Below are 15,495 nucleotides of genomic sequence, written 5' to 3'. Positions count from 1 at the left end.
ATGACATGAAGCATACACCTACGATTCGAGCAGAATTAGACAGATACCTCCAACAAGAAGGTTTGAACTTTGCACGATTTGGGCAAATTTCTGGCATGAATAGGGGAGCGGTAAGTGCCATTGTGTCAGGAAATAAGCCTATATCCATTAACCAACTTGACCAAATTACTGAGGCTATGGGCTTACCAGAAGGTCATTTTTACGACTTGTTTATAGAAAACTTCATCATCGACCATCCTCCAAATATGAGGCGAATCGAGCCATTTTTGTATCGTTGTGTAGAATTGGACAAGCTGGATACGATACGCAAAGTGGTGGGAGTCATTATGGACAATCTACTCTATTCATCAAAACTATTTGAAATTGCGGAAGACCTATTCGCGCAGGGTCAACATGAAGCGGCATTGATACTCTATGAGAACGTGGCAGAAGTGGAGAAATATCAGCATTCCGAGCGTTTGGCACTCTGCCAATATCGTATATTCACGCTTCAGATTGGTGACGATCAAAACCAAAATGTTGGTGTAACAGCCGTTTTTGAAGCCTTTGTCGAACGTCTGGATGAAATAGACCAGCTTGACGCTTTGAAGGATTTGGCAAACGTATACAGGTCTTTGCGTAAATGGGACAAGGTTGATGAAATGGCGAAAAAAATGAGAGCTAAAGCGGAAATCCAATATTCGATGAAGCATCAAGCAAATCGAAAGTTTCAAGAGCAAGAAAAGAAAACAAAAGGACCGCTATTTGGATACATTGCTTATGCTGACCTGTTGTGTGCAAGTGTCTGTGAAGCCCAAGGCGATTATAAACAAGCTCTACAATATACATACGCCTACGCTAATTTAGATTGGGTAAAAGAGACGGATGAGGATGCCTTGCGTTGGGTCAACTTATTCAAAAATTGGGCGGAAGGAAATACTTATGTATATAAGCTTTTGTCTGGAGAAGTAAGTGCGCTTCCTGATTACGTGGATTATATTTGTACTTCACCTGATAAGTCGGAAAAGGAAATGGTAGCTAAGTTGATGAATATAGTCATGGCAGCAAACCAATATCAGATAGATGTTGACGATGTACTCTTACAATTTGAAGAAAACATTAATTCCTTTGCTCAATTACCAGCATCTAATGATATGTATACCCAACAAGTTGTGCCAGACCAGTATGCACGTTTTGGTTATGAGTTAGCTTATTATTTTTTGAATCGAGGGATGCATAGTGATGGCTTTAAATATTTGATCTATGCAACGAAAAGCTCGAATACACTAAATAATGTGACTTGCTTTAAAAACTGTTTGGGACTATTCGTACATTTCCAAGCTTACGCTATCCCTGAAATCCAAGCAGAGTTTTACAATTTTATTGAAAAGGTGTGGTTAAATAATGTTAAAAAAAATGGTTCTATTGATCGCTGCAACTAGCTTCTTGTTTATCTGGACTGTATCTGTTCATTCGCATAGCCAGAGAATCCAGCATCAGGAAACAATTGGTGGATTTTAATAAAAATCTTATTGAAGGGGTGTGGATGAAGAATGTTGAAAAAAACGGTACTGCTGCTCATAGCGGCTAGCTTTTTGTTTATTGTTAATGTGCCTGTTCAGTCGAATAGCCATAATCCAAGGATACAACTTCATGATACAATTGGTGGATTTTGAACCTAAGTAAAGCAATACCCAGCTAACCTTAATTGGTCGGCTGGGCTTTTTTCGTTAACCATTTTGAATTTAGAGTAGATGTGATAAAGCAAAAACCCTCCGTTAAGGAAGGCTCTTGTTTTGGACGCTGTGATATGGCAATCACAACAACTCAATTGTAAGTACGACAAGACACAAAATCAAGCTCCTTGGTCTCCAAGTTAGATACCACAAACTCTATACCCTTTAATTATCGACAATAAATATATTTATTAGAATATTCCATGACTAGCGGGTGTAATTGAACCAGCTCCCGTATTAATGGGCGGTATGCTGATGATCAAACCTAATACGATTGTCAAAGTAATTTGAAGATGATTTGAGTTAAAAGAGGTCATTTTTTGATATTTTGTATGATATTAAAAGGAAAGCCGAAAACATAGGATAAGAGAGAGTACAAGGAAAGTATCCTTGGCTTCTTTATGACCAATGCAAGACGCCAGAAAGCATTTATAGGGCATCGACCATCGTCTACCGAGAGATTTGTTAAGAGATTGAAAAAGCCCTGAGAATGGCTCACTAGGGCTTCTTAATATGGATAAAATATGAGTTTTATTTATTCATTATTACTACAATCGCATTCATTAATTATCTTCGATATTCTATTGTAGTTCGACAAATCGATATTCGGAATACTTAATATTTTTTCTTTGTTGTTACAAATAATACGCTTGCATTTTCTTTGATAAAATTTTCCATTATGAGATGAAGCAGGGTTGCTTCTATAAGCCATACTATATTCTAAGCTGTCAAGTGCGGAATTTAAGGTTTCAATGCACTTTATATCCCAATCTAAATAATTAAAACAACATTCAATGTAATGAGATTCATCTGAAACTAATTTATGATAATTATCAAATTGTGAATTTGAATCTGTCTTAAAAAACCAAGATGATTGTTCAAAAATATATTTTTTGAAGATATTATTCTGGTTAAGTATCCGCAGTTTTCTATCGTCTGGTTCAAAGGAAGCGATTAAAGCGATGGTACGATATAAAATTTTATCGATATAAATACCATTGTACCTGTCTAATGTTTCAACTAATAATTCCCAGAACATCTTCTGATTATTATCTAAAAAATAGAAAGGTTCACCTAACCAATCTGATAATCTCTCCACTATAAATTTTGAATCGACCGAAATAGCCAATTCGAGTACTTGTGGGAAATGTTTATAAAAGTTAAAGAAATTAAATGGAGTTGCTGAAATTTCTTCAATAATACCTTCTATAATAATTTCATGTTTAGATTCAAGTATATCCTTCCAATAATTAATGTTAGATTCCTTTACTAATAGCTTACTGGGCTCATTTTTTCTTAAGTTAGTAAATAATTCATGGAAGAAGTCCTTGGATTTATTCTTAATAGTTACGTTTAAGTCGTTTATTATTGCGGTTACTCTTTCTGGTTTCACTATATCAGGATAACTATAGTATTTATATATATTTTCCAATTCTTTTAATGTGTACTGCTCACCACCTAGGACATAAAATTTATTCAAGTTATCAATCAAGTAATTCCAAAAAGATTCTACGGTTGAACTATCAATGGTTACCTGTTTTTTTGCATGTACGCAATCATTTCTAATGTCTCTCCAATAATTATAAGCTGATTTTGTCTGTTCCCCATTAGTAAAATGTAAAATACCAATAGGCTTTCTATTCTTTTCATCCGCACAAGATGCTTCAACAATATTATTTAAGAAGCTTTCCCAACTATCATCATTATCTAATTTCTTAATAAGTTCGTTTTCCCAAAACAAAGGATTTGGATTGGAACTGACAGCTTCTTTACCATAAGGGCATTCTAATATTCTATTTCTAACAATAGTTTTAAATGCAAGATAAGACATAACAAATGCAGACTTATAAGCCCCAATTTTATAGCAACGAACAGATTCTTCAAAAAAATCATGTGCAGAGTCTGATTCCTTAAATGGTTTAGTTTCGTCTACCCATTTTTCAATTTGTAATTTCAAACGATATTACCTCCATAATATAGTTGATTAGCCTCCGTAAAATTGTGGTTGGTATTGGATAAAATCCCTAATCATATTATAATTGATGTTAGTCTATGTTGCACTTTAATTATGAACATATAGTAAGGAGAAGAAATAAAGTGGATAATACGACCTATCATTTTCCTCCGGAGTTAATGAGTTTATTAATAGATACTGTGCCACTTTTAAATCGTTCAAAAATAGATGTAATTATTTTTTTTAAGGGAGCGGGAATTAATACTCCACTTTTGAAGGATCTTGAAAATAGAGTATTGATTGATAAAACGTCAATTAATAAATATGAGATAGTACGTTTAGTACTGACTCAATTGAATGAATTAGGGGATCGGACTTTAAAAGAAAGAAGAGAGGTCCTCAAAAGAGTAGTGGAATTTGATAGTTTTGAATCTTGCTGGGATTCAGATAGGTTAAAAGCCAAAGGTCTTGTAAATGAAATCCGACAATTGATTAATATAAAAGATTCATTTACAAGAATGAAGAATGCCAAAGATGAAGCGGAACAAAGAACAAAACAAGAATACTTGAAACGGGCCGCAGAAACACAGAAATTAGCACAGGCCAAAGAGAAATTTAAAAGTGAATTAAGTGAATTATTTATTATGAAAGATCCTCATAAACGAGGTAAATTGTTTGAAGATGTTTTTAACAGGTTATTCAATTCATTTGGTATTCTTGTTAAAGAAGCTTTTACTTTGACTGGTGATGAAAGCGAAGGGATTATTGAACAAATTGATGGTGTTATCGAAATTGATGGGGAATTTTATCTTGTTGAAATGAAATGGTGGTCGAAAGCAGTTGGTCCTGATGAAGTGGCTAAACATTTAGTAAGAACATTTAATCGTGGACAAGCAAGAGGCTTATTTATCTCTGTAAATGGGTTTACTGACGCTGCAATTACTATGTGTAAACAGTCCTTGGATAAGGTCGTAATTGTTCTATGTGATCTATATGAATTTATAATGATGCTAGAAAATAAAGGCGATTTAAAAAAGTTTTTAAAAGCAAAAATACAAGCATCAATTGTAGATAGAGACCCTTATCAAAAAGTAAACTTATGATTTTATAGTAGATAAGCTTTTCTTCTCATTAGTAAAAATTTTAATAAAGTGGATTGTCAACAGTAATTCAGACAACTTTTTTAAGGGCTGCATGGCGATACTGAACAGGCGTCATGTAGCCTAAGGTTCCCTGAATGCGATACTTATTGAACCAGTTGACGTAATCGTATAATTCCAATTCCAGATGACGAAGACTCTGGAAGTTCATCTGGTTCACGAACTCTGTTTTCATGATTTTGTAGGTAGCTTCGGCCACGGCGTTATCGTATGGACAGCCTTTCATACTCAGAGATCGGCCGATTTCAAACGTCTCTAGCAGTTCGTCCATCTTTTGATTTTTAAACTCGCTGCCACGGTCCGTATGAAACCACTGAATCTGACGCAAATCGCCCTTGACGCTCGCAAAAGCGCGGGAAATCAGAGCAGCGTCCTTGTTTGGACCTGCGCTATGGCCAATGATCTCTCGATTGAACAAATCGAACAGTACACAAATGTAATGCCATCGGTTCTGGACCTTCACATAAGTCAGATCGCTAACAACAACGAAGCGTTTGGCTTCCGTTTGCTCAAACTCACGATCCAGGACATTCGCCGTTGTGGCTGTATTACAAGCGGTTTTATGGGGCTTATATTGTGCCACGGTGTAGCTGGAAACCAGTCCTTGCTCTTTCATAATCCGACCAATTCGGCGTCTGGAGACGATGAACCCACGCTCACGGAGCTTCACTTTGATTTTGCGTGTGCCGTAGGCTTTTCGGTTCTTGTGAAAGGTATCTACAACGGCTTCGGTGACATCGTCTCCAGTTGCTCGTTCTTGGGCGTCGTAATAAAATGTACTTCTTGCGATTTGCAGGACGTCACACATTGCTGATACCGAGTATTTATCACGGTTATTCTGGATGATAGCTACTTTCGTCCCATGATCAGCGCGGCTTGCTTTAAAATATCGTTTTCCATCCTCAGACGCTGGAGTTCTTTTCGCAAAGCGATTAATTCGTTTTCCTCGGGCGAACGATTGTCCTTCTCTTTGAAGGAACCTGATGTCTGAGCTTGTTTGATCCAGCGGTCTAAAGCAGAGGCTGTGAGGCCATATACCTCCACAAGGGCTGCTCTGGATTTCCCGTTTTCATAGAGCTGCACCATTTACTTTTTAAATTCTGAGGTAAAGGTACGTCGTTGTTGTTTTGGCATTGTAGAGATCCGCTCCTTAACATGATAGGTTTATTCTACAAGCCCTTATTTTTTCTGTCCAATTAAGTGTAGCCGATCCATTATTTCAATATCAAATAGAAAGCATAAAGAAGTCTCAAAAACGGAGGTTTCTGAGACTTCTTTATTTATTATCTGCTGTTCCATAAAACAATGTTTTATATAATAAAATAAAGTACTAAGCTTTCGATATGAAAGCTTACATCCCTGAATCATAATTTTTATAGAAGTGAAAACGGAAGCCCCAAAGTAGCAACTTTATAATAGATGAAAATTACTCTTTATGTTTTGTTAGACCTTCTGATAAACATTCGATCATCTTTTTCATCATCTTCGAAAAAGTCGGTTCTCCAATCTCTTGACGATGTAATGGAATAAGTATGGTTGTCCGAAAAAGGCCAATAAGTACTTCGGGATCATCTTCTGTAACACCTTTTTCCTGTAAAAATTTCACAAACTCTAAAAAACTATTTAAATCTTCCTTTGCATGTTTATCTAGAAGTTCCTTAGGAAGTCTTTTCACAATTCGATCATATTCACCTCTTTGATAAAGACTTTGTAAAAATGGGTTTTGTTCTATCGTTTTAAAAGATAATTCAAAGAAACGAATTAAAAGTTCTTTTGGTGGTAGAGACTCACACATAATTTCTGAAATAATTGTACTTTTTACTTCTTCCTCTTTTCGCAATACTGCGTAAAACAACTCTTCTTTTGATGAATAATATGAATAAAAAGAACCCTTTGCGATTCCACATGCATTTACTATGTCATCAATACTAGTTTTAGAGAATCCATATTGAATAAACAGTTCTTTACTCTTAACGAGAAGATTTTCATGTATCTGTTTTCTCTGCTCAGATGAAATTCTTGCCATAATGTATCCCCACCTATTTTTATTTGACTATTTATAGACATTTAGTCAAATATCTGATAGGTTTATTTTATTGAATTTTTTGTATTTTGTAAATACATAAATGTTAGCTGTGATTAAGGTCAAATTATACTAAATAAAGGGGAAAAGACATGGCAACAAAAAATAATATATTAATTCATGGATTTGTTGCACCGGGATTTGAACTGGTAAAGGATGAGTTCATTAGAAACTTTAGTGAGAGAGGGGAAGTTGGAGCGGCCTTTTCTGTATACATTAATAATGAAGCAGTCGTTGATTTATGGGGTGGATATCGAGATCGACAAACTCGTGCGGAATGGGAAAAAGATACACTTGTTCAAGTGTTTTCAGCTACAAAAGGTTTTGCTGCATTGGCTTTAAGTTTAGCGCATTCGAGAGGTTACATTAACTATGATGAGAAAGTGTGTTCATATTGGCCTGAGTTTGCTCAGAATGGAAAAGACAAAATAACCGTTAGACAGCTCTTATTTTATCAAGTATCAGTTTTCTGTCGAAGATAATAACTGTAAAAAAATGACTATCAAAGTGTATCAATTTGATAGTCATTTAATTCGGATATCAGACTATTCGCTTAGTTTATTCATTAGTTCAGTTCCATCTGGACTGCCAAGACCTGTACAAGCATCCCATCCTGGTTGTGCCTTATAAGGTCCGTTTTCACCAATGGTATCGTTGTTGCCAGTCGTAATGTCATGGAATATATTGTCTTGAGCAGATAGGGTGTATAATTTAGGATTAATAAAACCTACTGAATGGCCTAACTTCTGGTTTATGTTTGCAAGTAATCCGGCCCAAAGAGGTGCCACCGCACTAGTTCCGCCACTAACAAGTTGTTGCCCATCTACTAAAATCTGGTAACCGGTAGCGGGATCGGCGTTGCCAGCCACATCTGGAACCCCTCGACCGATTTTTCCTCCCGGGTTCACTGAAGGAGGGACGTTGGCATTGACTTGCCAATTGGGTAAATCAAATACATCACTCACCCCGCCACCAGTAGCACTGTTCTTTCCTTCATTCCAAACAACTTCTTTAGTAATCGTTCGTCCTGATCCTTCTAGCCGAGTTCCACCACACGCAAGTACGTAAGGACTGGAAGCTGGAAAATCAGCATGAACAAGATTATCCCGATGAGGGGAGAACGCTCTATAGTCTGATGAGCCATTATCTCCTGATGCGCAGCAAATCGTTACACCAAGTGCTGCAGCATCTTGGAATGCCCGATCCATAGCTTTTATTGCCTGTGGGGCCCACTCTCGTTCAGGGTTCCCCCAGCTAATTGAAACCACTGATGGTTTATTGCGAGTGTCGTGGATTGCAGTTGTAATGGCTTTGAGGAAGCCAACATCCGTGTTAGGTGCAAAATAAACTGCGATTCGTGCTCCAGGAGCAACAGCCGCAGCCACTTCAATGTCTAAAACTACTTCGCCATCGGCACTATTAGGATCGCCTGATGGTTGGTTGGTTGCTCCATCGATTGATACATCTACAATCTCTGGATGGCGAACTCCGAGACGATTAAAATATGCCTCTAAATCATTAGAACGGTACCCGCCAAGTTCATTGGGACGGTTCTGTGCACCACACAGTTCAATAAGTCCGATACACTGGTCTTTACAATTTATTGATGGGAAATTATAAAGTTGTGCCAATTCAGGAGGCGTAAATGAATTTCTCCCAGCATGTGACTTTGCAAATTCTTCTTCATTCAAAAAACGAAAATGAGGACTTGCCTGTCTACGGTTATCTAGACCTAAAACCGCCTCAACTATACCGGTGAGGTTCTCGGGTATGTGTACATGCCCTGTACGTCCGCGGTAGGTAAATTTCGGGTGCTCGTAAGTATCTAGATCAACTTCAAAGGCTTTGCTAAAGGAAGCTACTGTCCCTGATAGCACCACAATCCCTGCAGCTATGTTTACCTCTTTAACTTCAAGACCATATTCTTGGGCGAATTCCTCCAACTTTTTCACATCGTTAGGATTAACGCCGTGGGTAGCAGCAAATTCCTCATGGCTAAGGTGGCGACGTTCGGAAAATGGTCGAGCACTTATTTCCTCAATCATTGAAGTTAATGTTGGTGCAGTTTCCGGACGACGAACAATCACTGTTACCGAAAAATGTTCGTCTGGATTCGCTGGACCAACTTTTTGGGAACCAGGCACCATAGTGCGCTCACTTCCCGGAAGTCGAACCATGTTAGAAAAATTTTTTCCATTTAAAAAGTTATCATTCATTTTTCAACTATCTCCTTTTTAATTTTATCCATCAATTTACATAAAAATCTCCCTTTACCTTTGAAGCAAATGAAATATGAAGATTTCTAGGTACATATTTTATACTTCCATTTTATAAGTAAACATATGTATCCATTTTTTAGACACTCTACGTTAATTCCAGCTATTACAAATGGCTGAATCTCAAATTCAGTTCTTGTGAACAGGAGAATGCAGAACTACGCATGTCATGATGTCCATTTGCGTGCGCACAGGCACGTTTCCGGTGGCCAGTTACAGGAAAATCTTCCGCTCATACTCATTGTTTTTCTTTCAGTTATGCACAGGAGGTGATCGATCGGCTGTACCCGGGACTCAGTTGCACGGTGTTGTCTATTTCCATCAACATCTGTATAAAAATTTACATCAAGTAAATTATAAATCCGAAATTAAAATTAGGAGAGATTAAAAATGCCCGATTTTCCAGTATCATAGCATACTGAACTTGGAGATCACCGCAGGATGGACACCGATATGAAGAAGTTGATGGTCTGACTGATATCTCGACGAGTAGAAAATGGATTTGATTTCACGGAAGTGTGGTTGTTTATATTACAGACATTGAAGGGAATAACTTATATGCAACGAACCCCCGAAAATGGGGAGTCAACGGCACAGCAACTGGGCGAGATCACAAGAGAATTAATTTAAGATGAGAAGATTTGATTCCATCAAATGTTTTTGACAGAATTGAAGGCTACATGATTCACCATACGAACACGCCGATAACTACTTCCAAAGAAGGGTAGAGACCATATTTACTGAAAATACTGCTGCGCAGATGGTGGAACCCGAGGTACTGGAGGAAGCGCTTGTCTAAAGCATCATCCATCTGTAAGTTGGCCTCATCGCCACCTTTTTATTCAGTTCATCTAGCGAATGGAGGAAAGATTGTGACGTATCATTTTAAAAACCTGGTGTTTGAGGGTGGAGGCGTATTAGGGTGCGCTTACGTAGGGGTCGTTGAGATATTACGTCAGAAGAATATATTGCCAAGCATCACCAGGGTAGGAGGTACATCGGCTGGATCAATTGTGGCTATGCTTATTAGTCTCAATTATTCGGCTTATGAAATTATGCAGGAGCTTAAAGCGCTGGATCTGAAGAAGTTTACCGATGACGACTGGGGAGTCATCCGGGATACCACCAGATTCTTTAATAAATATGGATGGCATAAAGGCAAAGCCATGTTAGAGTGGCTGGAAGAGAGAATCAACCGCAAAACCAGCAGCCCGGATACTACATTTGGCGACCTCCAGAGGCTTAAAGAAGAGAAACCATTTAAAGACCTCTATATAGTTGGTACTAACATCAATACCCACTTCTCTAATGTCTTTTCTCATGAGAAATACAGCGATATGCGTATAGCGGATGCAGTTCGCATCTCGATGTCCATCCCGTTATTCTTCGAGGCGGTTGAATTCGATAGCGATACTTATGTGGACGGAGGTGTGCTATTGAATTATCCCATAAAGTTATTCGATAGACAAAGCTATTTGCATAATAACAAGAATGGGATCGTCACTAAGATGTACACAGAATATCAATTGGAAAATGCCGCGAATCCTTTCGTTTATAACACAGAAACTTTAGGATTCAGAATTGAAAGCAAATTGCAGCGGGATATCCTGATGGGGCTAACTCCCAAAAGACATGAAATCGAAAATGTGTATGCATTCACCAAAAATTTAATCGGCACAATATTAGATTTTCAACAGAATGTTAGTTTACAGGATCTTGATTCTGATCGCACCGTGTATTTGATTAATACCAACAATACTTCATCGACTAACTTTGGTATTACGGATAAGGAAAAGGATGATTTAATTGAATCTGGCCGAGTTTCGACACTCGCCTACTTCGAGCGTTTTGAGAATCCCGAGATAGCCATGCTTAATCGCCCCCATTAAACATTGGCATGGTAAATGCGAAGCTGCGTCCTCCGTCACCACAAAGACAAATGGCTCACCCGTGACGTTGGTGTGGTGGACCTGTTTGCTATTTCGTTTCAATGGTACATTCGGGTCGGTTGTACGGCATAGCCAAACCAGTCAGCTAATAGTAAATATTCTCTTAGTTAAGCGATTGCCCATCTTCAGAAATTATCAGAGATAGTTGCTCATGCTGAGGGATAGAAACATAGCTGATTGCAAGAAGCATTCTTGAAGGATGTGCTGGCATATGGTACAGAGAACCAAAACCTACTAGAGAAGTGACCTGTTTAAATTAACATTGAACAATTTTCAGGAAAGAAAAGTGAATAAAACTCATCCTTACTTGAGTCTATCTACTGTTCATTGTATTTTTATTGAAGGGGTATATAAGCACCTTAGATAATCTGGGTATTTGATTTCCGCTTTAACAAAGCAGTGGTATAATATGGTTAGTATGCATGACGGAGGGAACTAATAAATTGAACAGTTTGATAGATAGAATAACAGGAAAAGATAAATTATTGGGTCAAATAGATCATCTTTCAGAACAACTTAAGCAGTTGGATCTTGAACGTAATAAAATCCGAACTGAACTTAACAAGGCTTTTGAAGAACGCACCGCGGCGAATAATCAAATCAATAGTTTGAAAAAGAGATATAGCCAACTTGAAGAAAACTATAAAAAGCTAAGTCAGGCGTACCATAATAAAACGCAGGAACTGGAGAAGCTAAGCGAAGTGTATTCGGTGTTATTGTCTAATAATACTGATTTAAAAAATGAGGTTGCAATTCTTCAAGAGGAAAGAAAAGAAGTTAAAAGTAAACTCAAAACTTTGGAGCATGAACTTTCATTTTATGAGAACAGGTTTGGCCGGGTATTAGAGTCCTCTCAGTCAGGCTACTCTGTGAAAGCTACGGATTGGGATTGTAACTTCTTTGAAGCGATTGAGAAAATCAAGGGGAACCGCTTCAACGATAATCAAGTAGAAGCAATTCGATATGATATGGAGAAACACCTACAGATCATTGCTGGAGCAGGCAGTGGAAAAACAGAAACTATATGCGCTAAAGTCGTATATTTAATTCAAATGAAGAACGTTAACCCTAGCCGCATCTGTATGATGACCTTTACAAAAAAGGCACGAAGGGAAATGGAGGAGCGGGTAAACAAGTTTTTGGGGGTTAAGAAGTCGAATGTCAACGTCAGCACCTTTCACGGTGCTTTTATGAGTTTGTTTAATCAACTGAAGAAGCAGAACCCAGCTTATTCATCAATCGGTATTCAAGGTGGAAATGCTGATGAGGGTGAATCTGAGTATAAAAGAGAACTACATAAGCTGATTAATAAATACAGATTATTTAAGTTTGATAAGCACAATGATAAGACTATTTTTGGACGTATAAGTTTTTGGACTAATATGGGGTTCTCGATAGACCAAATGACTGATTATATCGAGAAGCATTTTGACAGTGTTATTGATGATAAGGAAGATGCACCTGTTAGCGTCCGGTTCAATTTAATGTTAACTGAGTTGAATCAGATAAGGAAAGAAGATGAGATCGTGGTATATGACGATTTCCTAATTAACTTATATGATGCCCTGTTCCAATATCCAGAAGCAAGAGATTTCGTTCAAAACAGGTACGACTACATTTTCATTGATGAGTTTCAAGATATCAATCCCCTGCAAATGGAGACTGTCAAGCTTATTTGTCCCCCAACAAGTGCTTCTAAATTGATCATAGTGGGTGATGATGACCAATCTATCTACGCATTCAGGGGATCTGATCCAAGCTACATTAAAAATTTCCCTGAGACTTACCACACTCATGAGATAAGATTGATGAGGAACTACAGATCAAAGCAAAAGATCGTAGATGCAGGTAATTGGGTTATCTCTGAGAACAAGCATGATCGAATAAAGAAGTCGATGGAAGCATTTCATAAAGAAGATGGAGAAGCGATTATTGTTGGTTGTTCGGACACCAAAGAAGAAGCTCATTGGATTCTGACAAGAGCCCAGGAGATCGGTCAACTAGAGCCATTTACGCTGGAAGGTAAGGTCGAATCAATTAACTACACGGTATCTACTGTGCTGTATAGATCGAGAAGACAGCTTCAGAGTATGTTCCAAGCTCTAGATATTAGAGGGGTTCCATACGTTATAGAAAAAATGGATGATGTCATGGGTATCTTTTCTATTCAGGATTTTCACAATGTTTATAAGATGTGGCAGGAGTTAGTGGTAACGCGGGGTAACAAACTTCAATTGTGGAGGTCTGTTTTGATTAATGCATTGGGTCATTACTTCGTGAGCAAGAATGCCATAGAACAATGGTTTGAAAATCTGGATGTAGCAACTTTCTCCGATGTAATTGATGAAGCTTTGACATTAGTGGTTAGCAAGACGAGAAATAAAGATACGCTCCCTTTAAAACAGTATATGTTCCTTTTGGCTGACCTGAAGCAGGGTAAACCAGTTAATATGAAGACAGTCGCAGAGTACTTTTTAAATTCTCCAAGAGTTAAAGATAACGTAACTGATGAGGAAAAGAACTGGATTCTTAAAGAACTTGAAAAATACAATACTTGGATTGAATTACTTGGATTTTATGAGAGAATGCAGAAACGAAAAGATGAGATGAAGGATAACCTCGAGAAGTACCATGACGAAAAGTACAATGCCTTGTATTTCTTGACGATTCATGGCAGTAAGGGGTTAGCCTTTGAGAATGTGTTTGTCATTGGCTGTAATGATGGAGGGTTACCTTCAAGCCATGCCGTAGAACTTAAGGATGTGGATGTTCAGTCTTGCAGAGAGAAAGCGGAGCCACCCACTACCGAGGAAGAAGAGCGGCGTTTAATGTATGTTGCGGTGACTAGAGCCCAAAAGAAATTGTATGTCACATTTCCCAAGGCAGTTCAGGATAAGCCTTGCGGAAGGTCAAAGTTTCTAGGAGAGCTTAATCTACCAATCTATGATTGTGACAAAGTTAATCCAATTTGCCCAATAAAATAATAGAAGCTCAATAAATAAGCCTCAAAAAGAAGGTAATAACCGGGCAATTCCAAGGAATGTACGGTAAAAATTGATGTTAATGCTTACGCATAATTTAAGTTTAATTATATTCATAAGATTGCTCTACATAGTTTACTGGGTGCCATCTTGGCTTAGGCGGGTATACACAACAGCACGAGCGGGACTCGGCAGCGGGTGGTAAATGTAAGGATAGTGGTCGGATTCTGCAATATCCTGAATTTTATGAACGACTGCGTAACTTGGCGGTTAGTATCGTATTACATGGGGACCTCAGCTTTTTTGCAAAAAAGATTCAGATATTCAACAACACGGTCTGGTGGTGTTGTTAGTTAGACATATGTACAAAATACGGCAAAAGTTTATTTATTACCTTTACGTATAACACGTACTAAAGCAAATTCAAGCGCAGATTCATAACTATAAATGAATGGCTTAGCATATCAGTTCCAGTGTTAGCTCGTTCATGCTGCCCTTCGTACAGGAGAGCCTTTTCCATCGCTAACGTGCATTTTACGTAGAAAAGCGCGAATTCTGTTCACTTCCTTACGAGCCATTTTACTCATCTCCTGTGCATACTGGGGGGTATTTGCGCCTTCACCTAGTTAGGATGCCCGACTTCATTAAAAGTATTTAGCAAGATAATGGCTTCCGAGAGCGAGAGAGATTGCTCGTAATTAGTTTCACAATTGCTAAGATGTTCACGCAGCAGTTTTGAATACTTATTAGCCGCCCATGTTTCCTGTTCCAAGGCAAAAGAAGAAATGGAGTCTTTCGGTTCTCCCATACGACTCAAAAGCTCTATGCTTAGCAACTGGATTCGTTGTATGATCCTTTCAAATTCATTCAGGCCCTTTCGGGGTACAGCCGACATACATATAAAAACAGGTCACTTGGTGGTGGGAAATACCATTAAATGACCTGTTGATTTTTTCTCGTATTCCTTCAAAGATAGAATAATACCATCGATTTCATCTTGAATTTCCACACCTGGTCGGGTTTATTATGCATTCTCTATGAAAATCGATAAACACTCCCTCACCATTCTTTGAAAAGGCATCGATCACGGCGAACAACTCATCATAAATCATATTGATTTCGTCATCAGAACACTGTTCAAGAAAATCAATGGTCTCTTTCAAGTCAGTACTTGTTTTTCCGTTATGTTTCTACATCTACGGTCACGCCGGACTTGAATTCCACGGCGAACCTGCCCTCGTATACGGTGACGTCCGTCCTTAAGATGTCGGCCAGTTCCGACGAATATGCAGCCAAGGCGGGAATCCGTATTCCGGTTTTCCAGCCCCAAATAAATTCTGCTCTATCTTATGCTATTTTTGAGTTTACACAGAATGC

General features: G+C 38.1%; 9 protein-coding genes. 5 read left to right on the top strand and 4 right to left on the bottom strand.

The annotated features are described in order from the left end of the window. The first annotated feature begins 5 nt into the window (after positions 1–5). Positions 6–1,421, top strand: a complete 1,416-nt coding sequence (locus tag JO375_RS14620; protein WP_229525184.1) for a tetratricopeptide repeat protein — start codon at positions 6–8, stop codon at positions 1,419–1,421. Positions 1,422–2,250: 829 nt separating this feature from the next. Here the strand turns inward: JO375_RS14620 and JO375_RS14615 are convergent. Beyond that, positions 2,251–3,672, bottom strand: a complete 1,422-nt coding sequence (locus JO375_RS14615; protein ID WP_229525160.1) for a hypothetical protein — start codon at positions 3,670–3,672, stop codon at positions 2,251–2,253. A 140-nt stretch (positions 3,673–3,812) separates the two neighbouring features. Between JO375_RS14615 and JO375_RS14610 the strand changes: the two genes are divergently transcribed. After that, positions 3,813–4,772, top strand: coding sequence for a restriction endonuclease (locus JO375_RS14610; protein ID WP_229525159.1), 960 nt, complete (start codon positions 3,813–3,815; stop codon positions 4,770–4,772). 67 nt (positions 4,773–4,839) lie between these two features. On the opposite strand, the gene JO375_RS14605 is transcribed toward JO375_RS14610, so the two are convergent. Then, a protein-coding gene (locus tag JO375_RS14605) for an IS3 family transposase (protein ID WP_229525158.1) occupies positions 4,840–5,915 on the bottom strand; the annotation gives its coding sequence in 2 pieces (ribosomal slippage) (positions 4,840–5,714 and positions 5,714–5,915; 1,077 coding nt in all). 340 nt (positions 5,916–6,255) lie between these two features. Further along, on the bottom strand, positions 6,256–6,855 hold the full coding sequence (locus tag JO375_RS14600) for a TetR/AcrR family transcriptional regulator (protein ID WP_229525157.1): 600 nt from the start codon (positions 6,853–6,855) through the stop codon (positions 6,256–6,258). A 149-nt stretch (positions 6,856–7,004) separates the two neighbouring features. On the opposite strand from JO375_RS14600, the gene JO375_RS14595 reads away from it, so the two are divergent. Next, the gene (locus JO375_RS14595) at positions 7,005–7,394 is read left to right on the top strand and encodes a serine hydrolase domain-containing protein (protein ID WP_229525156.1); all 390 of its coding nucleotides are present in this window, start codon (positions 7,005–7,007) and stop codon (positions 7,392–7,394) included. A gap of 63 nt (positions 7,395–7,457) precedes the next feature. Here the strand turns inward: JO375_RS14595 and JO375_RS14590 are convergent, their stop codons facing one another. Continuing rightward, positions 7,458–9,128, bottom strand: coding sequence for a S53 family peptidase (locus tag JO375_RS14590; protein ID WP_229525155.1), 1,671 nt, complete (start codon positions 9,126–9,128; stop codon positions 7,458–7,460). A 932-nt stretch (positions 9,129–10,060) separates the two neighbouring features. Between JO375_RS14590 and JO375_RS14585 the strand changes: the two genes are divergently transcribed. Both JO375_RS14585 and JO375_RS14580 read left to right on the top strand, forming a co-directional pair. Continuing rightward, positions 10,061–11,077, top strand: a complete 1,017-nt coding sequence (locus JO375_RS14585) for a patatin-like phospholipase family protein (RefSeq protein WP_229525154.1) — start codon at positions 10,061–10,063, stop codon at positions 11,075–11,077. Positions 11,078–11,580: 503 nt separating this feature from the next. Beyond that, entirely contained in the window at positions 11,581–14,121 is a 2,541-nt protein-coding gene (locus JO375_RS14580) for an ATP-dependent helicase (RefSeq protein ID WP_229525153.1), read from the top strand. Positions 14,122–15,495 lie beyond the last annotated feature (1,374 nt).

The sequence above is a fragment of the Paenibacillus farraposensis genome (assembly GCF_020736845.1).
In the GTDB taxonomy this organism is placed as follows: Bacteria; Bacillota; Bacilli; order Paenibacillales; family Paenibacillaceae; genus Paenibacillus; species Paenibacillus farraposensis.
This window is presented reverse-complemented; position numbering and strand designations above follow the sequence as displayed.